Origin of the sequence: Corynebacterium tuingiense (genome assembly GCF_046718165.1) — a bacterium.
Classification (GTDB): domain Bacteria; phylum Actinomycetota; class Actinomycetes; order Mycobacteriales; family Mycobacteriaceae; genus Corynebacterium.
The window spans coordinates 1164390-1188726 of sequence record NZ_CP177101.1 but is presented as its reverse complement, the minus strand read 5'-3'; the positions used below and the strand labels follow the sequence as shown (position 1 = coordinate 1188726).

Below are 24337 nucleotides of genomic sequence, written 5' to 3'. Positions count from 1 at the left end.
TTTTACCCCCCGCTTAGAATAGGCTCGACCAGGTCTGGCTTAAATTACTCAAGAAATCCTGGCTCCCGCCGAAGCCCACGATCAAGATGATCGCTGCAATCGCCACCAAGATGCTTAGAAGGGCCCATAGCCAGCCAAGGTGTGAGGACGGAGCGGAATACAGGTTGATTACTGCCTCAGCATCGACCACCTTGGTTCCGGCCTTCAGCCGAGACATTACAGCAGACGGAGCCACGCGGTTGGCAAAAACATCATCGAGGTCAAAGCCGCCACCTGACTGCACGATAAGGCCCGCACCGTGGTAATCCGCAAAGAGCAGCGCTAAATCCGTGGCCGATTCCGAAGCCGCCGGAAACGTCATGGCCCCGATGCCCAATTCTTGGATGCGGTCAATGCTCTCCACGCTGCCTTCTGGATCCGCAGGCACCACAATGCGCGCGCCGCAACGCAGCGCCTCATCGCTTACCTTGGCAGGATCGCCAATGATGAAGTCAGGCTTATATCCCTGCTCCAGCAGAGAATCCGCGGCTTCATCAACCGCAATGAGCAGCGGTTCATACTCCCGGATGAAATTGCGCAATTCTTTCAGCTGGGAGCGGTGGTCTTCAGTGGGAGATAAAACGATGACCTTCCGGCCAGCTATCTCGGAACCGGATGCGGGGACCCCGAGGCCATCGATAAGCAGCGGGCCTTCAGAATTAATGAAGTCGATGGAGCTCGCGAAATAGGACTCCATGTGGTCAATGAGTGCGCTTTGTGCCGCCTTGAAGTTCTTGTCTGCGCGCTCCCGGGAAACCTTCTGCCCCGTCCCGACTACTTTATCCGCGACGTAGACCTTTCCATCGTCCCCAATATGTGCCTTCTTGCCATCCTTAAACTCCGAGATAAATTCCTCGCCGAGGCCTTCGAGGAGGTCAATGTCGGCATCGAGAAGCATGTGCGGACCGCAATTAGGAATGGAGCCAGTAGAAAACCTGGCGACGTTGACCACCGCTGAGGGCTGCAATTCCACGAGGGTTTGTGCCTCGGGCCGAGAAATATTCGCCGCATCAATAACGGCGATATCACCTTCAGAAAACTTCTTAAGACCTTTCGCGCCCGGGGTGCAATCGCGCAATGCAGCATGCTCACCAGGATGATCAGGGGTACGGGAAAACAGAGCCATGGGCTCCATTGTTCCTTGCTTAGTCCGCCAGCTGGGTAAGGCGCGCGGAAGCTTCTTTTTGTGCGCGATCAAAAAGCTCTTGGGCATGCGCGCGCCCCGTCTCGGTGTCATCCAAACCGGCCAGCATGCGCGCCAATTCTTCCACGCGCTCCTGTTCCGTTAGCTCGGCTACCCCAGAGGTAAATTTATCTTTCGAGACATGCAAATGCGCATCCGCATACGCCGCTACCTGCGGCAGGTGGGTCACGACGATAACCTGATTGTGCGCAGCCAGCCGTGCTAGCCGACGCCCAATTTCTACCGCCGCACGCCCGCCCACGCCAGCATCGACCTCGTCGAAGACCAATGTCGCACCGTCCTCGCTGGCGAGCACAACCTCAAGGGCAAGCATGACTCGAGACAACTCGCCACCGGAGGCCGCAGTGGCCAAAGGCTTCCCGTTGAGCTGCAGCTCCGCAGCATCGGCGCCTGTCTTGGAATACTTTGCCGCGGAAAGCTCAACCGACATAGTGGAATTGGGCATGGCCAATCCATGCAGCTCTTCAGTCACCAACTTGCCCAGCGCCTCCGCCGCTTTCCGGCGGCTCTTCGTAAGCTTCGCCGCCTTCCGCTTCATCTCCTGCTCGGTCTCTTTGACCTGCGCCTTAAGTTCCTCGAGGACTTCAGTGGAGGTATCCATCGACTGCAATTTGGACTCCGCCTCATCGCGCCACGCCAAAACACCATCGATATCGCTGGCGTATTTACGGGTCAAGGCTCGGAGATCCTGTTGGCGTTGCAGAGACTTTTCCAGCAGATTCGGATCTGCCGGCAGCCCCGCGAGGTATCCACCGAGCTCAGCTGAAATATCGCCTAGCTGCGAGGTGATTTCAGAAATGCGCTCGCCCAAATCCGCCAGCTGCTTATCCGAGGATCCCACTAACGCCGATCCCGCGCGCCCGAGCAGCGAAGAAGCAGCCTCATCAATCTCTTCCGTTCCATCAATCGCTGCCAAGGCAGTATGCGCCGATTCGCGCAGACCGTCGACGTCTTGCAAGCGCTGCACCAACTGCACCAGCTCCGCGTCTTCCCCTGGCTCGGGCGCCACACCGTTGATTTCTTCTAGGGCATATTGCAGGCGGTCAACTTCCTGGGCAAGTTCCCTACGAGATTCCGTGCGCCGGCGATAATCCTTGGCTAAACCACGCCACTTTTTGAAGGTCTCAGCATAGTCTTCCCGAATGCCAGCCAGTTTCGGATCCGCACGGTCCACCGCCGCGAGCTGCTCCTCTGGCGCTAAGAGGCGTAATTGGTCATTCTGACCATGCACGGTAATTATCTCGCGCGCAAAATCTCCCAACGTGGCGGCCGGTACGGCTCGCCCTCCCAAATACGCCCGCGATCGCCCCGCAGCCGAAACCGTGCGCGAGACAATAAATTCACCATTTTCATCTGGCTCACCGCCCACCGAGTCCACCAGCTGGCTGATGCTCTCCTTCGCGGAACTAAAATGGCCCTCCACGGCCGCTTTTTTAGCGCCATCGCGCACCCTAGAGGCATCGGCACGCCCGCCGGCCAACAATCGAAGCCCCGTGACCACCATGGTTTTGCCCGCACCGGTCTCACCGGTTAATACGGTCAGGCCCTCCGATAATTCCGCAGAGCTATGGCGAATGACTCCTAAATCATTGATAGAAATATCGACAAGCACTATTTCTCCTTCGGCCCGCGCCAGCCTTCCACGGGCAACCGCAGCTTAGAGACCAATCGATCCGTAAAGGGCTGGTCATCCAACCGCACCCAGCGTACGGGGCGCTTACCGCGCACCACCTCCACGCGGGCGCCCGGCGGCATAATAAGTTCCCTGCACCCATCTAAGATAACCACGGCCGGTGTGGTTTGCATGGTTGATTCCACCGCTACCAAAGAGTTGGGAGATACCACTAAAGGTTTAGTAAAGAGTGCATGGGCATTATTCGGCACGACCAAGATTGCATCTAGGGATGGCCACAGCACTGGGCCGCCGGCAGAAAATGCATACGCCGTAGATCCCGTAGGAGTCGAAATCAGCACGCCGTCACAACCGAACGACGAGACCGGGCGCCGGTCGATCTCCAAAATCGCATCCAACACGCCCGACCTGTTCTGGTTTTCTACCGAGGCCTCATTCAAAGCCCAACTGCTAGCCAGTTGGTGACCGTTGGCATCCGAAATAGAGACATCCACCGTCAGTCTGTCCTCCACCCGGTAGCTCTTCTCTATTACGCGAGCCACGGCACGGTCTAATGACTCCACTTCCCATTCTGCGAGGAAGCCAACATGACCCAGATTCACTCCGAGGACAGGAATATCAACCGCGCGTGCCATATCAGCTGCACGCAGGAAGGTTCCATCACCGCCGAGAACAAGGACCAGTTCGCATCCCGCCGCCGCGTCATCAGTATGCGGGACGTGCTGTAGCCCCGGCAGTACGGTTTCGTCTGCACAAACGCGAACCGTTATCCCTGCCTCCTGCAATAACTCGGCTGCACGGGAGGTAGCCTGCAGGTTCTCTGCGCGATTGGCATGTGGAACCAACAATATCTCTCGCATTACTGCGGACCTTTTTCAACGGCAGTATCAATCATCTGTTTCATTGTAGCCACGTTCGTGGACATACCGTCCTTTTTCAGCCACAGGAAATATTCCACATTTCCACTCGGACCCGGCAACGGTGAAGCCACAACACCGTGCAGACTAAGGCCTAAAGACACGGCAAATTCAGCAACGTCCTGCGTGACCTCTGTACGCATCTCCGGAGAACGAACCACCCCGCCGCTGCCGATGCGCTCCTTGCCCACCTCAAACTGCGGCTTGACCATGGGCAGGAGCCACGCTCCGTCCTTCATACACTCCACAATTGCTGGCAGCACCAGTTTTAAGGAAATGAAAGATAAATCCCCGACCATGCCATCGCACTGGCCATTGGTCATCTCCGGAGTAATAGTGCGGATATTGGTCCTATCCAAGACGGTCACGCGCTCGTCATTTTGCAGCCGCCACAGTAACTGCCCATAACCGACGTCAACGGAGAGTACCTCACGCGCACCGTACGCCAAGCACACATCCGTAAAGCCTCCTGTCGATGCCCCTGCATCTAAGATGCGGCCATTCATGTCGACGTCGAATGCGGCAAATGCGCCTAGGAGCTTGTGCGCGCCACGAGATGCCCACTTGTCTTCCTCAGACTCCTCGACCTTGATGGAGACTTCAGGATCCACGACAGTTGCAGGCTTTTCTGCCTTAAACCCGCCGACCGTCACACGGCCAGACTTGATCATCTCGCGGGCTTGCTCACGAGATCGCGCAATTTTTCGGCGCACAAGCTCTGCATCCAGCCTGCGGCGTTGTGGTGGCATTAGTTCTCCTGCAAAGCATTCCGCAACACGGAATGCGCCCTGTCCAGTTGGTCGACTTCTTCTGCGAGTGTCGGTGCATCCTCGCCGAGAATTGTCGAAATCTCCGAATCTACTTCTTCGGGCTCTTTCACGGCCCGAAAATCGTGTGGCTTTACCGCCATTTCGACACAACCTTCTCCGCAAACTCGCTACGCGGCTGAATATACCGAGGTGGTGCTGGCATCGACCACGCCACTTCCAAGACCGTCCGCAGCGCTTGCACTGAGGTAGAGGATTCGTTTCCCCCCTGCAAGAGAACGTCATACCCATCACACCGCGCGGTAAAATCTCCTTGCGGTCCAGGTCGCACCTGCGAAATAGGCAATGAAAGCTCGTGCATGCCTGCACCAATGAAGTTAGGCCGTGCCTCCACGGGGGCCTCGATAAGCTCCAGCTCGCCCGATACGCCGGTCAAGACATGAAAGGTATTCATCGCTGCGGCGTTACCTCCAACAATATCCGTATCTAGCCGGTCTCCCACCGCCAATGGCTTTTTCGACCCGACCTTTTTGGCTGCGAGGAAGAGCATCGCTGGTTCAGGTTTGCCGGCAGATACGGGCTCTACTCCCGTCGCCTTTTCGACGGCAGCGACTAGGGAGCCATTGCCAACGCCTAGCCCCCGCTCAATTGGAAGGGACGTATCCAAATTTGAGGCGAAAAATTTCGCGCCTGCCCGGATAGCCAGCGCGCCCTCCGTCAGCTGTTCCCACCCGACGGACTTATCAAATCCTTGCAGGACAGCTGCTGGTTTATCATTAGCACTCGAGACCACGGAAAAACCCATGTCCTTGGCCAAGTCCCTGAAAGAATCCGCGCCGATAATTAGCACCTTCGCACCCGACGGGATTTCCTCGGCAGCTAACTGCAACACTGCCTGGGCGGAGGTGACGATATCACCAGAATCCGCAGTCAAACCGATATCCGTCAGCATTGTGGCAACGGCTTCTGGGCTCCGCGACGCATTATTTGTTACATATACGGCGGGAACTCCACACGTATTAATAACGTCTACGACGTTGCTTAGCGGACGTCCACCCTCCCAGACGGTTCCATCCAAGTCCAACAATAAGGCGTCATGTTTGCTCAAAACACTCATTACTTACATTCCGCCAATCGGTCAGCGGCATCGGTCCAGTCGCCCTCATCAATGGCGATGGTGTGCTCGAACCACTCGTGTGCTTCATCGTTGCGACCCGCAGCAAGAAGCGCGTTTGCATAGGCATACGACAGCCTACAAGCACTTACTCCCTGATCGTTGCGGTCAGGTTGTGCCCTCTGAATGGTAACCACCGCTGATTCAGGCTGATCGAGGTCAAGGCGAGCGCCTGCCAATACAATTGCTAATTCGGTAGCGGATTCTTTGTCTAGCTCCTTGGCCTCCTCGCTGCGTCCTAACTCCAATGCCTTTTCCGGCCGACCCAATCCGCGTTCACAATCAGCCATAACCGCAAGCATTCCTGGACCGCCAGAAATACGGCGGGCAGCGCGCAGCTCAGATAGCGCCTCTTTCCACTCGCTGGCGCGGTAAGCAGCGATACCGTTAACTTCTCGGGCGATAGCCACGCGGCCTGCACGATCCTTAGCCGCGCGCGCATGCCGCAGCGCCAGCTTAGGATCATCATCCATCCAAGTCGCCGCCATGATCATATGCTTGGCGACGGCCTCCGAGTTTTCTTTGGAGAGTGATTTCAGGTCTTGGAGCACCAATGGGTCCAAATCATTGATATCAATTTCTTCAGGAATGTCCGGATCGGTCATACGACGGTTGATTCGCTCTTCCCTATAACCAGAGCGCTGTGGAGAGAAAGATTTCTTCTTTCCCCCTCCGCGAGAATCACGGTCCCCCGAGTTGCGTGGATTTCGACCCCGACGGTCTTGTCCTCGGCCAATACGGCCGTGCTGGTTGCGCTCCGACATTCAGTCCTACCCTTTCTTGGTTGGAACTCGCACAGAAATACCGCACCCATTCTACAGTGCTAAACGACATTCAAAGAATCTAGAATATCCTCGTCCATTGCTCGCAGTGTCATCAACCCGGTCACTGCTTTTGGGCGCACTGGTGTGGTGGTGTTGGGGTTGCCCGCAAATCGTGGACACGTAGTTAAGCTGCTTAGGGGTTAAGCAGCGGCCTTCTTATTACCATTTTGATCAGCGAGCTGGGCTTCGAAATCGACGGGGCTTACCATCCCGATGGACGAGTGGCGACGGCGCCGGTTGTAGACAATCTCAATCCAGCGAGCCACCGCCTTCCGGGCTTCGTTGCGGGTTCGCCATTCCTTCCGATCGTAAAATTCGGTCTTCAATGTCGACCAGAACGACTCGGCCATCGCATTGTCAAAGCAGACACCAGTACGGCCGACCGATTGTGCAATCCCTAGTTCTTGACAGACCTGCCACAGCTGTTCGCTGGTGAACTGGGTACCACGATCGGCATGGAAGACCACGCCGTCGGGTACTTCACCACGCAGGGTGTAAGCCATGCGCAGTGCACGTTCAACCAGGTAAGAATCCTGCACACTATCCATGGACCAGCCTAGGACTCGGCGGGAGTGTCCATCGCGGATAACGCATAGGTACAGCCAGCCCTCATTCGTGCGTAGATAGGTAATATCCGACATCCACACTCGATTAAGCTGCCCTTGATCAAATAGGCGTTTCACCAGGTCTTCAAGCGTGGACTTCCGCTTGGATTGAATCGTCGTTACGGGAACAAACGCCCTGGGTGAGATGCCTTCAATCCCCATCATCCGCATGCGTTTGGCCACGGTTTTGCGATTCACATAGACCCCACCCTCGGCGAGTTCTGCAGTAATCCGTGGGGCACCGTAGACTTCGTCAGAATCTTCCCAGATGTCATGAATTTTCCTGTCTAACTGGTCGAGGAATCTCTGACGCTGATTTTCACCACGAAGCCGTACTGCTTGAGCCTTTTGCCATTTATAGTAGCCAGAACGAGAAACCTCTAATAACCTGCTCATTCTTTTTATGCTGTAGTTCGCCTTGCTCTGGCTGCATTAGCTCAAATTTTTCCGATCGCGTTGCTTCGCAGCGAAGAAGGCGGTGGCTTTTGACAAGAACTCATTATCCATCTTGGCCTCAGCTAACTCACGACGCAGGCGAGCGTTTTCGGCTCGTATATCGGCATCACTGCGGCCATCTACCGAGCCTTGGCGTTCCCGCTCAAGTTTGACCCACCTGCCTAAAATTGTGGCTGATACGCTAATTTCCTTAGCCACATGAGCGATTGGGCGCCCAGACTCAATGACCAGTCTGGCGGCCTCCTGCCGGTACTCCGGGGTGTACTTCTTCCTTGACGAACTCACAATGAACATCCTCTCCTACGGACACAAGATCCACACTAATCGGGTGTCCACTAAACGAGGGTAACCTCACAGGTGAGGCCTCTGCCTTGTGTGTAGGCGCGGATGTGGCTGGTGGGTTGGTAACTTTCGGTTTCTTTTGGTTTAAGGTGTCGGGTGAAAGTGTCGATGTTTTCCAGGTTGGTCATCGTGGACCAGCCGTAGCCGGGGAAATACACTTTCGTATCACCACCACCGGCACCGTCGGCGGCATTGGTGTCGGTGGTGAAGGTATTGATCGCGACTTTAGTTTCCGTGTCATCCAGGATGAGTTGGATTAAGGCTTCACCGGCACCGCACTTGTTGTTGTCTGCTTGGGCATCAATGTGGCGGGCGATGATGGCGGCAGTGACTTTATCACACGTCACACTGATAGTGGCCCGGTTATTGTGTACAGATACATTGAGGGTGGGTTCGACCTCGTCAGTGTCGTCGTCTGCCAGGTGGTGGGTGTCGATGAAGTCGCGGATAAAGCGGCGGATTTCTGCCACGCTAGGTACATGTTGGCTCGGTGCTGTCGGTGTCAGATAGTCTGCCAGGGCGGCATCGACCAGGCCCAGGCGTTCGTGGTTGTCGCCTATACGTTCTACTTCCCTATCGATAACCCGCAAGCGTGGTGTATCCAGGATCCACTGCTCCACGTTAGTCGCTGCTACCAGGGGGAGTTCCTGCATGCGGAAATGCGCCCTAATAATGCCAGACAAGATGCTATAGCTAAGGCCTAAGTCTTTAGCCAGGCTGGTCAGTGTCAGATCGACGTCGGACCTGACCCCCATTCGGTGGACACCTGATATCCAGCCCAGTCGAGCTGGGAAGAAAGGTAATCTACCACCATGTCCAGGTACTCCGAACAGTTCAAACGCGATGCCGTAGCCCTCTATGAGAACAACGAGGATCTCTCGCTGAACTCAGCATCAGCTGAGCTCGGTATCAACCGTGCCTCGCTACATTCTTGGGTCAAAAAGTACGGCACTGGCAAACGTGCCCGCACGAAGGCCGTGCACGATCAAGCCCAAGCGGCGAATGATTCTGCGCGAATCCGTCAGCTGGAAAAAGAAGTCTCTAAGCTGCGCGAAGAACGCGATATTCTGCGTAAGGCCGCGAAATATTTTGCCGAAGAGACTCACTGGTGATCCGCTTCCAGTTTGTCGATGACCACCGAACCGAGTACTCGGTCAAGCGGATGTGCCACGTGTTAAAGCTCAATCGCTCCTCGTTCTACAAATGGGTCAAAACCCGCGAAAAACGCAGGTTAAAGATGTATTCTGATGCCGTTATTGGTGCAAGGATCACAGCCATCTTTGATGATGAGCATGGTCTTTATGGGGCTAAACGCATCGCTGCAAGCCTTAAGGAGGACACGACGTATACCCCGATCAATCACAAGAAAGTTGCACGCATCATGAAATCCATGGGGCTAAAAGGCTTTACTAAACGGCGTCGATGCATTACTACCAGGCGTAAGCCTGGTCACCGTGTCATGCCAGATCTAGTAGGCCGCAAGTTCACAGCTGACGAGCCAAATCGTGTGTATGTCGGTGACATTACTTACCTGCCGTGTAGGGGAGGCAAAAACATGTACCTTGCCACAGTCATTGACACGTATTCACGCAAACTTGCAGGTTATGCACTCGCAGACCACATGCGGGTCTCACTAGTTATCGATGCTCTAGCCCACGCACATGGTGTGCGTGGCAGTCTTGACGGGACTATTTTCCATTCCGATCACGGCAGCGTGTACACCTCACAAGCCTTTAGGAACTACTGCTCGTCGTTAGGTGTGCGCCAGTCCATGGGCGCGGTTGGAACGAGTGCCGATAATGCCCTGGCAGAATCCTTTAACGCCACCTTAAAGCGGGAAGTGCTGCGTGATAGGAAACTCTTTGAAAGTCCAATCAGCTGCCGCCAGGAAGTCTTCCGGTGGTGCATGCGCTATAACACGCGCCGGCGGCACTCCTGGTGCAATCTCGTAGCTCCTGATGTCTTTGAAGCCGAGACTTCGGCTATACTGACCAAAGCAGCATAGCTAGCCCTCGATGTGTCCACTTTCCGGGGGTCGGGCCCGTCGTCGCCCAGGTCTGGAAGGAGTGACTGGTAGAAAAACCAGGAGTTCTTCCGGGCTTGTGCTCCAGCAGCAGCAATAGGATTGTTTGGGGTATTGGTGGCATAAAAGACTACCGGTTCTCCTGCCTCAGCATCAGTGTCGGTATCAGGTGCCTCGTCGCCGTCAGCGGCAGTGATCATGCGTGCATCAGCTATACCATCGGCGCGCTCGGATTCGCCTGCCGCGCAAGTAGCGCTGGGTAGACGGGTATCGCCCGTCGTGGTGTCATGCACCGGCCCGTCTACGTGCGCGTGGTCTGTGGTGGGTGGTGGTGTACTCATTGTGGTCGAATCCCCCCCGGGGGTGTACTACACCCTTCAATGTGTCGAATATGTTTTCGTCTACCAAGGCATCAGACTACCCACCCGAAAAGACACCAGGGGTAAAACCCACACACCCCACCACGCATAACCCCTGCTCGACAGAGTACAAGTCGCCTACACTAGCGGGGGTAAAACGACGGAAAGTCCCCGAAAACCAACCACCCACAATTATTAAGGGTGGTGGTCTTTCGGGGACTACCAGAAACATTATTTAGTTATTCTTTGTGTTTGGTGTCGGCGGTGACTTACTCTCCCACAACCTCCCGGTTGCAGTACCATCAGCGTGTACAGGCTTAGCTTCCGGGTTCGGAATGGGACCGGGCGTTTCCCTGTAGCTATGAACCACCGACAAACCTATCAGAACACTACCCACCAGTGTGTGGTGTTGTGTCAGATACTGCATAGTGGACGCGACACACGTGACTGTGTACATTTTGTTTACTCGCCTAGAACAAGAACACTCTTCAACTTCCCTTAAACCACATAGTGTTTTGGGGGTTTGTTGTGGTGTGTTTGTTTTGGTCAATTAGTACCAGTAGCCTTCACACCTTACAATGCTTCCAAGTCTGGCCTATCTACCCCATAGTCTTTAGGGGACCTCAAAAGAAACCTCATCTTAAAACAGGCTTCCCGCTTAGATGCTTTCAGCGGTTATCCCTTCCGTACGTAGCCAACCAGCACTACCCCTGGCGGGATAACTGGCACACTAGAGGTACGTCCGTCCCGGTCCTCTCGTACTAGGGACAGCCTTCTTCAAGTTTCAACGCGCGCGGCGGATAGAGACCGAACTGTCTCACGACGTTCTGAACCCAGCTCGCGTGCCGCTTTAATGGGCGAACAGCCCAACCCTTGGGACCTACTCCAGCCCCAGGATGCGACGAGCCGACATCGAGGTGCCAAACCATCCCGTCGATATGGACTCTTGGGGAAGATCAGCCTGTTATCCCCGGGGTACCTTTTATCCGTTGAGCGACACCACATCCACAAGTAGGTGCCGGATCACTAGTCCCGACTTTCGTCCCTGCTCGACATGTCTGTCTCACAGTCAAGCTCCCTTGTGCACTTACACTCACCACCTGATTGCCAACCAGGCTGAGGGAACCTTTGGGCGCCTCCGTTACATTTTGGGAGGCAACCGCCCCAGTTAAACTACCCACCAGGCACTGTCCCCAACCCAGATCATGGGCCAAGGTTAGATGCTCAATCCGATCAGAGTGGTATTTCAACAACGACTCCACCACCACTAGCGTGACAGCTTCACAGTCTCCCACCTATCCTACACAAACCGAACCAAACACCAATACCAAGCTATAGTGAAGGTCCCGGGGTCTTTTCGTCCTGCCGCGCGTAACGAGCATCTTTACTCGTAATGCAATTTCACCGGGCCTGTGGTCGAGACAGCAGAGAAGTCGTTACGCCATTCGTGCAGGTCGGAACTTACCCGACAAGGAATTTCGCTACCTTAGGATGGTTATAGTTACCACCGCCGTTTACTGGGGCTTAAATTCTCAGCTTCGCAGCCAAAAGACTACTAACCGGTCCTCTTAACCTTCCAGCACCGGGCAGGCGTCAGTCCATATACATCAACTTAACGTCTTCGCATGGACCTGTGTTTTTGATAAACAGTCGCTTCCCTCTATTCTCTGCGACCCCACAACACTCCAACCGCACAGGGTCTTCACATCACAGGGCCCCCCTTCTCCCGAAGTTACGGGGGCATTTTGCCGAATTCCTTAACCACAGTTCACCCGAACGCCTTAGTATCTTCAACCTGACCACCTGTGTCGGTTTAGGGTACGGGCCATACACACACTCGCTAGAGGCTTTTCTCGACAGTACAGGATCACCACCATCAACCCTTTTGGGTCTACGCATCACGCCTCAACCACACTGTGCGGCGGATTTACCTACCACACGATCTGCACGCTTACACCACCAATCCACTAAGTGGCGCGGCTACCTCACTGCGTCACCCCATCACTTGAACCACACATCAGGCCCCACGACATCAACACCACCAACACTCAAAAAAGTGAACAGGTAGCGTATCCGCAGTGGTTAGTATCAGTGCTTCATCATGGGCGCACATGTACGGGTACCAGAATATCAACTGGTTATCCATCGACTACGCCTGTCGGCCTCGCCTTAGGTCCCGACTCACCCTGGGAAGACGAACTTGACCCAGGAACCCTTAGTCATCCGGCGGTAAGGATTCTCACCTTACAATTCGTTACTCATGCCTGCATTCTCACTCGCACACAGTCCACGCCTCCTCACGGTAACGCTTCCACCCATGCACGACGCTCCCCTACCCAAACAACAAAAAATTATTGCTTGCCGCGGCTTCGGCGGTGTACTTGAGCCCCACTACATTGTCGGCGCAGAACCACTCGACCAGTGAGCTATTACGCACTCTTTCAAGGATGGCTGCTTCTAAGCCAACCTCCTGGCTGTCTTCGCGATCCCACATCCTTTTCCACTTAGTACACCCTTAGGGGCCTTAACCGGCGATCTGGGCTGTTTCCCTCTCGACTATGAAGCTTATCCCCCACAGTCTCACTGCCGCACAACACAATTGATGGCATTCGGAGTTTGGCTGACATTGCTAAGATTGTAGTCCCGCTCAACCAACCAGTCGCTCTACCTCCACCAAGCTCAATGCGACGCTGCACCTAAATGCATTTCGGGGAGAACCAGCTATCACGGAGTTTGATTGGCCTTTCACCCCTACCCACAGCTCATCCCCGCAGTTTTCAACCTACGTGGGTTCGCGCCTCCACAACCTCTTACAGCTGCTTCACACTGGCCATGGGTAAATCACCCCGCTTCGGGTCCAGGACATGCCACTTATCACCCCATTAGGATTCGGTTTCCCTACGGCTACCCCACACGGGTTAACCTCGCGACATGCCGCTGACTCGCAGGCTCATTCTTCAAAAGGCACGCCATCACACAATAAAAAGTGCTCTGACGGATTGTAAGCACATGGTTTCAGGAACTATTTCACTCCCCTCCCGGGGTACTTTTCACCATTCCCTCACGGTACTATCCACTATCGGTCACACTGAGTATTTAGGCTTACCGGGTGGTCCCGGCAGATTCACAACAGATTCCACGAGCCCGTTGCTACTCGGGAACCCAACAACCCCCACATCATCATCTTCAGCTACAGGACTCTCACCTACTCCGGTAGATCATTCCAAACCACTTCACCTAACAACAATGCACAGGGCGTGCCACTGGTAGATGACACACAGCTAGGCCCCACAACACCGCACACACAACCCCTACCAGGTATCACATGCACACGGTTTAGCCTCATCCACGTTCGTTCGCCACTACTAGCAGAATCATTATTATTTTCTCCTCCTACGGGTACTGAGATGTTTCACTTCCCCGCGTAACCCCCACAACAGCTATGAATTCACTGAAGGGTAACCCCACATAACCAGGGCCAGGTTTCCCCATTCGGACATCCTCGGATCAACGCTTTATTGACAACTCCCCGAGGCTTAACGCAGCCTTACACGTCCTTCATCGGCTCAGCATGCCAAGGCATCCACCATGCGCCCTAAATAACGAACACACCAACCACCACACACAAACCACACAACCAACAAAAAGGTCACGCAGCCCACATGCAGCAGCAACAAGTGAACTTGACAAAATAAACAAAAAGAAAAATCACATCACACACACAACACCACCCACACACAAGCAGATGGCATCATGCAGATGCTCGCGTCCACTATACAGTTCTCACACAACACCCCAACTGACAACAAACACCACCACAATGAATGGCATCCATCAACCAGTCAGGCACACAATAAGGGGATAATGCCCCAGACACCCAACAATGCACCAACGACTTACCACTCAACATTAATTTTGTATGCATGGACACTTTTACGCATGTCACAAAGCACTGTCTCAACACTTGATACTGCTGATTAAGGTGTGTCTCCTACCCGGAATTTCCAAATTCGGTGGCAGCAGAACACTCGCCCACTCAACCACCAACCCACCATCAAACACGGTGGGCAACCCACAACTGTGGGCCATGGCTGCAACTGCAGCCCAATAAAAAAGCTCCTTAGAAAGGAGGTGATCCACCCGCACCTTCCGGTACGGGTACCTTGTTACGACTTCGTCCCAATCGCCGATCCCACCTTCGACGGCTCCCTAACACGTTTAGGCCACCGGCTTCGGGTGTTACCAACTTTCATGACGTGACGGGCGGTGTGTACAAGGCCCGGGAACGTATTCACCGCAGCATTGCTGATCTGCGATTACTAGCGACTCCGACTTCATGGGGTCGAGTTGCAGACCCCAATCCGAACTAAGGCCGGCTTTCAGCGATTCGCTCCACCTCACAGTGTCGCAGCGCGTTGTACCGACCATTGTAGCATGTGTGAAGCCCTGGACATAAGGGGCATGATGATTTGACGTCATCCCCACCTTCCTCCGAGTTAACCCCGGCAGTCTCTCATGAGTCCCCAACCAAATGCTGGCAACATAAGACAAGGGTTGCGCTCGTTGCGGGACTTAACCCAACATCTCACGACACGAGCTGACGACAACCATGCACCACCTGTACACCAACCACAAAGGGACGAACTATCTCTAGCCCAATCTGGTGTATGTCAAGCCCAGGTAAGGTTCTTCGCGTTGCATCGAATTAATCCACATGCTCCGCCGCTTGTGCGGGCCCCCGTCAATTCCTTTGAGTTTTAGCCTTGCGGCCGTACTCCCCAGGCGGGGCGCTTAATGCGTTAGCTACGGCACGAAAGTCGTAGAAAGACCCTCACACCTAGCGCCCACCGTTTACGGCATGGACTACCAGGGTATCTAATCCTGTTCGCTACCCATGCTTTCGCTCCTCAGCGTCAGTAACTGCCCAGTAACCTGCCTTCGCCATCGGTGTTCCTCCTGATATCTGCGCATTTCACCGCTACACCAGGAATTCCAGTTACCCCTACAGCACTCAAGTTATGCCCGTATCGCCTGCACGCCCGGAGTTAAGCCCCAGAATTTCACAGACGACGCGACAAACCACCTACGAGCCCTTTACGCCCAGTAATTCCGGACAACGCTCGCACCCTACGTATTACCGCGGCTGCTGGCACGTAGTTAGCCGGTGCTTCTTATCTAGGTACCGTCACACAAAGCTTCGTCCCTAGCGAAAGGAGTTTACAACCCGAAGGCCTTCATCCCCCACGCGGCGTCGCTGCATCAGGCTTGCGCCCATTGTGCAATATTCCCCACTGCTGCCTCCCGTAGGAGTCTGGGCCGTATCTCAGTCCCAATGTGGCCGTACACCCTCTCAGGCCGGCTACCCGTCGCCGCCTTGGTAGGCCATTACCCCACCAACAAGCTGATAGGCCGCGAGCTCATCCTACACCGAAAAAACTTTCCAACCACCACACTAAAGATGGCTCCTATCCGGTATTAGACCCAGTTTCCCAAGCTTATCCCGAAGTGCAGGGCAGATCACCCACGTGTTACTCACCCGTTCGCCACTCGAGTACCCTGCAAGCAGGGCCTTTCCGTTCGACTTGCATGTGTTAAGCACGCCGCCAGCGTTCGTCCTGAGCCAGGATCAAACTCTCCACAAAAAGAAAAATTTCAGAACAACAAAATTCCAAAATAGGCCGTGAAAAGCCCAAACCTAACCAAAAGAACAAACCACCACAAACCCACAAAAGCAGGCCCATGCTGGCGTCCAAAAAATTACTACAAAGAAAAAATCACTGCCTCCCCAACCCGACGGGGCACAAAAAGGGAGACAAAAAGTTGAACACAATCACATGCCAACCAATCCATCAATGCAGCCGAAACACTAAACAGTATTCAAAAAGGTACATGCTTCACATACCTTACCGGCACACACCAACCAACAAACCAACTCTAGACTTGCTGGCCAACAGACCAATCAACACACAACCATGCACACAAAAATAAAAAATAAGTACATTGGCACACTATTGAGTTCTCAAACAACATCCACACACCACAAGAAAATTAACCAAACGTTAACCTCTCATCGGCGGCTCGTACTAACTTACCCAACAACCTGAACCAAGTCAAATCCTTGAACCAAGCCAGTACAAAAAGTCACTAAAAAGTAACCAACCGGCTACCTCCCGGCGACTTGGATAAACCTACACCCCACTCCAAGAAACACACAAATCCCCTGGCAAAAGCGTAAAACCGCAATTACCAAGGGATCAGTTAACAGCCAGGGCGCCGTCACTAGGAGGGATTCACAACCCGTGCCCCGGCGAAGCGTTTCTTGCCCTTACGCAACACCAGCCAAGAGCCATGCAGCAGGTCTTGGGAAGACGGTGACCACTCGATGTCCTCGATGCGCTGGTTATTCACGTACGCACCGCCCTCGCCCACAGTGCGGCGCGCGGCACCCTTGGATTTCTCCAATCCCGACTCAACCAACAAGTCTAGGATGGTGGCCTGCGTGCTGACCTCAACCACCTCGGTTTCCTGCAATGCAGAAGACAACGTGGCCTCGTCCAAATCCTGCAGTTCTGCCCTGCCGAACAGCGCCTGGGAAGCCAACTCCACTGCTTCGGTGGCCTGCGCCCCGTGCACCAGGGTGGTCATCTCCCGCGCCAACACGCGTTGCGCCTCACGCTTGTGGGGCTCCTCCTCCACCTTGCGCTCCAGCTCCACGATTTCGTCCTGGGTGAGGAAGGTAAACCAACGCAGGTAATCGATAACCACGGCATCACCGGCGTTAATGAAGTACTGGTACCAGGAGTACGGGCTGGTCAGCTCCGGATCTAGCCACAGTTTGCCGCCACCGGTGGATTTGCCGAACTTATTGCCCTCGGCATCTGTCACCAGCGGCACCGTCAGGCCGTGCACCTTCGCACCGTTTACTCGCCGGTTCAGATCCACACCGGAAACGATGTTACCCCACTGGTCGCCACCTCCAATCTGCAGCACACAGTCGTATTCGTTGTGCAGGTGCACAAAGTCGTTGGCTTGCAGCAGCATGTAGGAAAACTCGGTGTAGGAAATACCGTCGGATTCCAAACGCCGCTTCACGGTATCGCGGTCCAGCATGGTGTTCAGCGAGAAGTTCTTGCCGATATCGCGTAGGTATTCGATGACGTTTATCTGGCTAGTCCAGTCCGCGTTATTCACCATTACCGCCGGGCTGGCAACTTCCCCTGCATCGGTGAAGTCCACGAAAGCCGCAAGTTGGGTCTTGATGGCCTGCATGTTCTCTGCGATCTGCGCTTCTGAGAGCATGGAGCGCTCCCCCACATCGCGTGGATCGCCAATCATTCCCGTCGCGCCACCGGCCAAGGCGATGGGACGGTGGCCGAATTGCTGGAAGCGCTTCAACATGATCAGCGGCACCAAGTGGCCGGCGTGCAGCGAGCTGCCCGTCGGATCGAAACCGCAGTACAAACTGATCCGATTCTCTGCGGCCTCCCTCAGCGCCTCCAGATCCGTGGACTGGTTGATCAGCCCGCGCCATTGCAATTCGTCGATGATGTTCGTGGTGTTGCTCATACGAAGGTGTTCCCTTTGCTCCCTATTATTTGTTCTTTTTGGGGTTATATCTTTGCAGGGCGTGCGGTTCTACTTATCCGCAGCCAATGGGTGGTACTCGCCGGGCCAGTCCGTGGCCTCGTCGACCAGCAGCACCGGGATGCCATCCTGCACCGGATAGGCCTTGTTCAGCCTGGGGTTCACCAAATAGTCACCGTGATCCTCCAGCGGTTGCCTGTCGATGGGGCACACGAGGATCTCTAGGAGCTTCTGATCAATCATGCTGCTTAGTTTAGCCCCTGCCCCGGACATCTCACCGAGTGACTCCCTGGTGTTGCTTGCCGATGCCTCCTCGGTCAACCACCTAGCCCATAACTTCACTATCGGGTGGTGTGCGTTACAGTGGAAGGTGCAACCGAACACGGGCGCTCGAGGTATCGAGCTGAGATCGCGCTGTATGCCCGCGCGAGTACCGCTAGAACCTGCCTGGTTAGAACCAGCGAAGGAAGAATGAGGAGAGTCAACTATGACGGATACGTCTACCCAACACACCCGTACCACCATTCCGAACGACGAATATGGTGCGGAAATCCACCCGAAGCACAGCTTCGCCCCCATCGAGAAGCAGGTGGAATCCTTCGGTAAGACCTTCACCCTGCAGGTGCCGGAGACCGAGGTGCAGCTGGATGATTCCCCGACGGGACCGAACGCACCGCAGAAGCTCTACCGCACCCGCGGTCCGTGGGCCGAGCCAACCGAAGGCCTAGAGGCCCTGCGCAGCGAGTGGATCAAAGCCCGCGGAGATGTGGAGGCCTACGAGGGGCGTCGTCGCAACTTGCTGGACGACGGTAACCGCGCCCTCAAGCGTGGCGAGGCCAGCGACGAGTGGAAGGGCGTCAGCCGCGAAACGCTGCGGGCCAAGGAAGGAAAGCGCGTAACCCAGATGCACTACGCCCGCCAGGGTGTTATCACCCCGGAGATGGAATACGTCGCACTGCGCGAGCACTGTGACGTAGAAAAGGTGCGCGAGCAGGTTGCCTCCGGTAAAGCGATCATCCCGAACAACATCAACCACCCAGAGTCCGAGCCGATGATCATCGGCAATGCCTTCAACACGAAGATCAACGCCAATATCGGTAACTCCGCCGTGACTTCCTCGATCCGCGAAGAGGTAGACAAGCTGCGCTGGGCTACCCGCTGGGGCGCAGATACCGTGATGGATCTATCCACCGGTAACGACATTCACACCACCCGCGAGTGGATCATGCGCAACTCTCCGGTGCCGATTGGTACCGTGCCGATCTACCAAGCACTCGAGAAGGTCGACGGCGTCGCCGAGGATCTGACCTGGGAAATCTTCCGCGATACCGTGATCGAGCAGTGTGAGCAGGGTGTGGACTACATGACGATCCACGCCGGCGTGCGCCTGCCCTTCGTGCCGCTGACCACCAAGCGCGTGACCGGCATCGTCTCCCGCGGCGGTTCCATCATGGCCGGCTGGTGCCTGGCACACCACAAGGAATCCTTCCTCTATGAGAACTTCGACGAGCTGTGCGAGATCTTCGCCAAATACGACGTCGCGTTCTCTCTGGGCGACGGCCTGCGCCCCGGCTCCATCGCCGACGCCAACGACGCAGCCCAGTTCGCCGAGCTAAAGACCATCGGCGAGCTGACCCACCGCGCGTGGGAATACGACGTGCAGGTGATGGTCGAAGGCCCGGGCCACGTGCCGCTAAACATGGTGCAGGTCAACAACGAAAAGGAGCAGGAATGGTGCGGCGGTGCACCGTTCTACACCCTGGGACCGCTGGTCACCGACATTGCTCCCGGTTACGATCACATCACCTCCGCCATCGGTGCGGCCAATATCGCCATGGGTGGTACCGCAATGCTGTGCTACGTCACCCCGAAGGAGCACCTCGGCCTGCCGAATAAGGACGACGTGAAGACCGGCGTGATCACCTACAAGGTCTCGGCGCATGCCGCGGACGTCGCCAAGGGCCACCCGGGTGCCCACGAGTGGGACGATGCGATGAGCAAGGCGCGCTTCGAGTTCCGCTGGCACGACCAGTTCGCCCTGTCCCTGGACCCGGATACCGCCCAGTCCTACCACGACGAAACCCTGCCCGCGGAGCCGGCGAAGACCGCCCACTTCTGCTCGATGTGTGGCCCCAAGTTCTGTTCCATGCGCATCAGCCAGGACATCCGCGATGCATTCGGTGAGAAGATCGATGAGGCTCTGGCCACCGATCAGGAGCAGTCGCTAGTCAAGGACCTCGGCTTGCCTGGCTTCGGCCGCCAGAGCGTGGAAGAAGAGGGTGTCACTAATGCCGAAGGCGAAGAAGAAATGGCCGAGGAGTTCCGCCGCGCGGGTTCCAAACTGTACCTGAACCGCAGCGAGGCCAAGGAAGTAGCCGAAGACTTGGAAAAGGAAGCTGCGGGACACAGTGCACGGTAACCTACTGGACCTACGGTGCTACCACGTGACGGGCGCACCGCAGGAAAAGGTCGTACAGGTGGCCGCAGCAGCAGCGGCAGGTGGTGCGGGCGTGATTCAAGTTCGCAGCAAGCCGATCAGCGTGCGCGATTTGACCGCCTTGGCCATCGACGTTGCCGCAGCAGTCGAGGAAGCCAATCCGGCGACGCGTGTGCTTGTCGATGACCGAGTCGACGTAGCCGCCGCGCTCATGGGCGAACACCACATCCACGGCGTGCACATTGGCCAAGACGACTTGGGTCCGCGCCTGGCACGACAAATCCTTGGTGAGGATGCGATTATCGGGCTGACCACCGGCACCCTCGAACTTGTGCAGGGCGCTAACGACTACGCCGATGTGATCGACTACATCGGAGCCGGCCCGTTCCGCCCCACTCCGACAAAGTCCTCCGGCCGCACCCCGCTGGGGTTGGATGGTTATCCCCCACTCGTGAGTGCATCGGCAGTTCCGGTGGTGGCGATTGGAGACGTGCAGGCCACCGACGCCGAAGCGCTGGCCCAAACCGGTGTGGCTGGAGTGGCAATCGTACGTGCCTTTATGGACTCCGATGATCCAGCTGCGCTGGCAACCACGGTTGTCGATGCCTTCGATCGGGCGAACAAGAATGCAGCAAACGGTTCACATGGATAATACCGAGCACGCCATAATCGGCGCGGGAATCATCGGGCTGACCACCGCATTCGAGCTGGTGAATGCGGGCGTGGACCCGCGGCAAATCCTAGTGGTAGATCCCCAGCCCATCAGCGGTGCCACGTTCGTGGCCGGTGGCATGCTGGCTCCGGTTGCGGAGGTGCAATACCAGCAAGAACCGCTGTACCCGCTGATGCTGGCTTCGGCCGAGATGTTCCCTGACCTGCTGGCCAGGTTAGGTGCCAAAACCACCGCGCCCACCGGCCACCGCAGCGAATCCACCCTGGTGGTAGGTGCCGACCGCGCCGATGGCGTGCACATCCGCGAGCTGCTGGCGCTGCAGCAGAAACACGGCATGGATGCCCACGCGCTGCCATTGCGGCAAGCCCGGAAGCTAGAGCCGGGCTTAAGTCCCCAGCTGGCGGCCGCGGTGGAAATCCCGGGCGATCATCAAATCAACCCGCGCATGTTCAGCGCGTGCCTTTTGGAATATCTGCAGCACGCCGGGGTTCGCTTTATGTCCATTGCAGCAACGCGCATCGACGGCCAAAATGTGCAGCTTGCCGATGCCCGGGTGCTCACCGCCGACATGATCTACCTCTGCAACGGACTGGGGGCCAAGGAGGTGGACGGCTGGTTCGAGGGCGCCAATCCCCTGGCACTTCGGCCGGTGTACGGCGACATGCTGCGACTGCGGGTACCGGAAGAACTAGTGCACACCAGCGGCGAGCCGCTCACCCGAGTGGTGCGCGCATTCGTGGAGGACCGGCCGGTGTATGTCATCCCCCGCACCGATGGCACCATCGCCGTCGGGGCGACCAGCCGCGAAGATAACCGCAAGGGGCCCGCCGTAGACGGTGTGCACACGCTTCTTAGAGATGCCATCCGCGTGGTTCCCGGGCTGGAGGAATGCGAATTCATCGAAGCGATCGTTGGAGCCCGGCCTGGCACCCCCGATGACCTTCCCTACCTGGGCAAAGTACGCGACGGGCTAGTGGTCTCTACCGGATACTTCCGCCACGGAATCCTCCTGTCCGCCTTCGGGGCTAAGGTAGGTGCCCAGTTGGGGTTGGGCACGTCCCCGGGGTTGGACATCTCGGCCTGCGATCCACTACGCCACACCCGCTAGCCACCCACAAAAGAAAGGAATAAGCACCATGGAATACACGGTTAATGGAGAACCCCGCAGCAGCGATGAGCACATCACCGTGGCAGCCATCGTAGAAGCAGAAACTGGCGATGCCGCACCGAAAGGCGTGGCCGTTGCCGTCAATGGCGATGTCGTTCCAGCCAGCAACTGGTCTTATGAAGTCGCCAACGGCGATGAACTCGATATCCTCACCGCCGTGCAGGGCGGTTAGGAGCTTTAGCCATGCTTACGATCGCAGATAAACACTTCGATTCGCACCTAGTAATGGGAACCGGCGGTGCCAGCAGTCAGGCTATGTTGGAACAATCCCTGGTTGCCAGCGGTACGCAGCTGACCACCGTGGCCATGCGTCGGCACAGTGGCACGAGTGCAGGTGGGGAATCCATCTTTGAGCTCCTACAGCGGTTGAACATTGACGTGCTGCCCAACACTGCGGGTTGTCGCACGGCCCGCGATGCCGTAACTACAGCCAAGCTAGCCCGCGAGGCACTGGGCACCAATTGGGTGAAGGTGGAGGTTATCGCGGATGATCGCACGCTTTTGCCCGACGTGGTGGAGCTCGTAGATGCGTGCGAGATGCTGGTTGCCGAAGGATTCGTAGTGCTGGCATACACGAGCGACGATCCGGTCATCGCCAAGCGGCTAGAAGACGTGGGCGTGGATGCGGTGATGCCTTTGGGCTCGCCCATCGGCACGGGCCTGGGCATCCTGAATCCGCACAATATCGAGCTGATCTGTTCGCGTACCCACGTGCCCGTGCTGCTGGATGCCGGTGTGGGCACGGCCTCCGATGCTGCACTGGCCATGGAGCTGGGGTGCGATGGCGTGCTTCTCGCCAGTGCCATCAACCGCTGCCAGGATCCCCTGGCAATGGCCACTGCAATGAAATACGCCGTGGAAGGCGGCCGGTTGGCCCGCCAAGCCGGCCGCATTCCAAAGCGACAGCACGCCGTAGCATCGTCATCGTTTGAAGGCTTGGCTAGCTGGGAAGACAAGGTCCTGTAATGAGCCAACTGCCCCGCGAAGAGTTGCACAGGGTTGCCCGCCAAACGCTGTTGCCTGGCTTCGGCATCGCCCAGCAAGAGGCGCTGCACTCCACCCACGTCTTTGTCATCGGCGCTGGTGGTTTGGGCTGTCCCCTGATGCAGCAGCTGGCTGCCGCCGGCGTGGGTGAGATCTCTGTGATCGACGACGACACGGTGGATCTGAGCAATATCCACCGCCAGATCCTATTCGGTGCCCACGATGTGGGAAGGCCCAAGGTGGAGGTCGCAGCCGAAAAGCTCCAGCAACTGCAGCCCGGCATCGTGGTGCATGCGATTCGCGGCCGACTTACTGCTGACAATGCCGTGGACTACCTCCGCGGGGTGGACATCCTAGTGGATGGTTCCGACACGTTTACCACCAAGTTCCTAGCAGCCGATGCCGCGGAGATCACGGGCACCCCGCTGGTATGGGGCTCGGTGCTGCGTTTTCGGGGCGACTGCGCAGTGTGGTGGTCCGGGCCCGGCGCCGAGTCGGGCGTGGGCATGCGCGACCTCTATCCCCTGCAACCCGACCCCGATTCCGTGCCTGATTGCGCCACCGCCGGCGTGCTGGGCGTGACCACCAGCGTGGTCGCGGGCCTGATGTCCACCGAGCTGATCCAGTTCGCAACGGGCATGAACCGCGACCGGGTGGGCCTGCTAAGCATCTACAATGCCCTAACCGCCTCCATCGACCACTTCCACGTGCCCCGCGACCCAGCACGCGAACTAACCACCCAGTTGCAGCATGACTACGGTGGCGGAGCTTGTGCCGTGCCGGAGGACGATGATACCGATGCCGAGATCTTCGACAAGCTACGCGATGGCGCCGCGGCCATCGATGTGCGCGAAATCAGTGAAGCCGCCATCGATGATTTCTTCTTTGACTCCACTGCCAAGCATTACCACTTACCAACCTCCGTGTGGCTGGAAGATCCAGAGGCAGCGCGCTGCCTCCTCGATTCCCTGCAGGCCGAGGGGCTTAGCGAAGCGTGGGTGTACTGCGCCTCCGGCAAGCGCTCGGCCAGCTTCATCTCAGCTTTCGCCGAGGATGCCGAACGGCGCGGCATCACGTTGCACAACGTCGCAGGCGGCATAAAGGGCCAACCCGCGACGTCTCATGGAATGCCATCCTCTCATTGATGA

At 56.6% G+C, this 24337-nt stretch carries 17 protein-coding genes, 3 rRNA genes, 1 pseudogene and 1 riboswitch; of the genes and pseudogenes, 7 read left to right on the top strand and 14 right to left on the bottom strand.

The window, feature by feature from the left end:
* Positions 1-13: 13 nt before the first annotated feature.
* The 9 genes and pseudogenes from steA to ACLI1T_RS05610 form a co-directional block, all read right to left on the bottom strand.
* Complete coding sequence (gene steA / locus ACLI1T_RS05650) at positions 14-1174, bottom strand: putative cytokinetic ring protein SteA (protein ID WP_349853017.1); 1161 nt, start codon at positions 1172-1174, stop codon at positions 14-16.
* A 10-nt stretch (positions 1175-1184) separates the two neighbouring features.
* A complete protein-coding gene (gene recN / locus ACLI1T_RS05645; RefSeq protein WP_411703268.1) occupies positions 1185-2855 on the bottom strand; it encodes a DNA repair protein RecN in 1671 nt (556 codons plus the stop codon).
* Positions 2855-3736 carry an NAD kinase gene (locus ACLI1T_RS05640; RefSeq protein ID WP_411703267.1) on the bottom strand — a complete coding sequence of 294 codons (882 nt, stop codon included), beginning with the start codon at positions 3734-3736 and terminating at the stop codon, positions 2855-2857. Before ACLI1T_RS05640 ends, recN begins: the two co-directional genes overlap by 1 nt.
* Positions 3736-4542 (bottom strand): TlyA family RNA methyltransferase, encoded by an 807-nt coding sequence (locus tag ACLI1T_RS05635; RefSeq protein ID WP_411703266.1) that lies wholly within the window; start codon positions 4540-4542, stop codon positions 3736-3738. Before ACLI1T_RS05635 ends, ACLI1T_RS05640 begins: the two co-directional genes overlap by 1 nt.
* Positions 4542-4703: a hypothetical protein gene (locus ACLI1T_RS05630; RefSeq protein ID WP_005282788.1), complete on the bottom strand. Its 162-nt coding sequence runs from the start codon at positions 4701-4703 to the stop codon at positions 4542-4544. Before ACLI1T_RS05630 ends, ACLI1T_RS05635 begins: the two co-directional genes overlap by 1 nt.
* Positions 4694-5677, bottom strand: coding sequence for an HAD-IIA family hydrolase (locus tag ACLI1T_RS05625; protein WP_411703265.1), 984 nt, complete (start codon positions 5675-5677; stop codon positions 4694-4696). The genes ACLI1T_RS05630 and ACLI1T_RS05625 overlap by 10 nt, the downstream gene beginning before the upstream one ends.
* Positions 5677-6339 carry a hypothetical protein gene (locus tag ACLI1T_RS05620; RefSeq protein WP_411703264.1) on the bottom strand — a complete coding sequence of 221 codons (663 nt, stop codon included), beginning with the start codon at positions 6337-6339 and terminating at the stop codon, positions 5677-5679. Before ACLI1T_RS05620 ends, ACLI1T_RS05625 begins: the two co-directional genes overlap by 1 nt.
* A gap of 359 nt (positions 6340-6698) precedes the next feature.
* Positions 6699-7913 (bottom strand): annotated as a pseudogene (locus ACLI1T_RS05615) (IS3 family transposase).
* 41 nt (positions 7914-7954) lie between these two features.
* Positions 7955-8614, bottom strand: coding sequence for a hypothetical protein (locus ACLI1T_RS05610; protein WP_411703263.1), 660 nt, complete (start codon positions 8612-8614; stop codon positions 7955-7957).
* A 159-nt stretch (positions 8615-8773) separates the two neighbouring features.
* Here ACLI1T_RS05610 and ACLI1T_RS05605 point away from each other — a divergent pair.
* A protein-coding gene (locus ACLI1T_RS05605) for an IS3 family transposase (protein ID WP_411702277.1) occupies positions 8774-9966 on the top strand; the annotation gives its coding sequence in 2 pieces (ribosomal slippage) (positions 8774-9053 and positions 9053-9966; 1194 coding nt in all).
* 633 nt (positions 9967-10599) lie between these two features.
* Here ACLI1T_RS05605 and rrf read toward each other — a convergent pair.
* The 5 genes from rrf to ACLI1T_RS05580 form a co-directional block, all read right to left on the bottom strand.
* Positions 10600-10717: ribosomal RNA gene (gene rrf / locus ACLI1T_RS05600) — 5S ribosomal RNA — on the bottom strand.
* A 157-nt stretch (positions 10718-10874) separates the two neighbouring features.
* Positions 10875-13953: ribosomal RNA gene (locus tag ACLI1T_RS05595) — 23S ribosomal RNA — on the bottom strand.
* A gap of 514 nt (positions 13954-14467) precedes the next feature.
* Positions 14468-15985 (bottom strand): 16S ribosomal RNA (locus tag ACLI1T_RS05590).
* The 16S, 23S and 5S rRNA genes sit together here, the layout of an rRNA operon.
* A 637-nt stretch (positions 15986-16622) precedes the next feature.
* Positions 16623-17909 carry a tyrosine--tRNA ligase gene (gene tyrS, locus ACLI1T_RS05585; RefSeq protein WP_411703262.1) on the bottom strand — a complete coding sequence of 429 codons (1287 nt, stop codon included), beginning with the start codon at positions 17907-17909 and terminating at the stop codon, positions 16623-16625.
* Positions 17910-17978: 69 nt separating this feature from the next.
* On the bottom strand, positions 17979-18170 hold the full coding sequence (locus tag ACLI1T_RS05580; RefSeq protein WP_284850219.1) for a Trm112 family protein: 192 nt from the start codon (positions 18168-18170) through the stop codon (positions 17979-17981).
* A 129-nt stretch (positions 18171-18299) separates the two neighbouring features.
* A riboswitch (TPP riboswitch) is annotated at positions 18300-18413 on the top strand.
* A 1-nt stretch (position 18414) separates the two neighbouring features.
* Between ACLI1T_RS05580 and thiC the strand changes: the two genes are divergently transcribed.
* Genes thiC through ACLI1T_RS05550 form a run of 6 tightly spaced genes read left to right on the top strand, consistent with a single transcriptional unit; the run spans position 18415 to position 24334 of the window.
* Positions 18415-20346: a phosphomethylpyrimidine synthase ThiC gene (thiC, locus tag ACLI1T_RS05575; RefSeq protein WP_023026576.1), complete on the top strand. Its 1932-nt coding sequence runs from the start codon at positions 18415-18417 to the stop codon at positions 20344-20346.
* Positions 20347-20350: 4 nt separating this feature from the next.
* Positions 20351-21016, top strand: a complete 666-nt coding sequence (locus ACLI1T_RS05570; protein WP_411703295.1) for a thiamine phosphate synthase — start codon at positions 20351-20353, stop codon at positions 21014-21016.
* Complete coding sequence (gene thiO / locus ACLI1T_RS05565; RefSeq protein WP_411703294.1) at positions 21009-22145, top strand: glycine oxidase ThiO; 1137 nt, start codon at positions 21009-21011, stop codon at positions 22143-22145. The genes ACLI1T_RS05570 and thiO overlap by 8 nt, the downstream gene beginning before the upstream one ends.
* Before the next feature lie 28 nt (positions 22146-22173).
* Complete coding sequence (gene thiS / locus ACLI1T_RS05560; protein ID WP_411703261.1) at positions 22174-22377, top strand: sulfur carrier protein ThiS; 204 nt, start codon at positions 22174-22176, stop codon at positions 22375-22377.
* Between the two features lie 11 nt (positions 22378-22388).
* Positions 22389-23171 carry a thiazole synthase gene (locus ACLI1T_RS05555; protein WP_411703260.1) on the top strand — a complete coding sequence of 261 codons (783 nt, stop codon included), beginning with the start codon at positions 22389-22391 and terminating at the stop codon, positions 23169-23171.
* Positions 23171-24334, top strand: a complete 1164-nt coding sequence (locus ACLI1T_RS05550) for a ThiF family adenylyltransferase (RefSeq protein WP_023026566.1) — start codon at positions 23171-23173, stop codon at positions 24332-24334. The genes ACLI1T_RS05555 and ACLI1T_RS05550 overlap by 1 nt, the downstream gene beginning before the upstream one ends.
* Positions 24335-24337 lie beyond the last annotated feature (3 nt).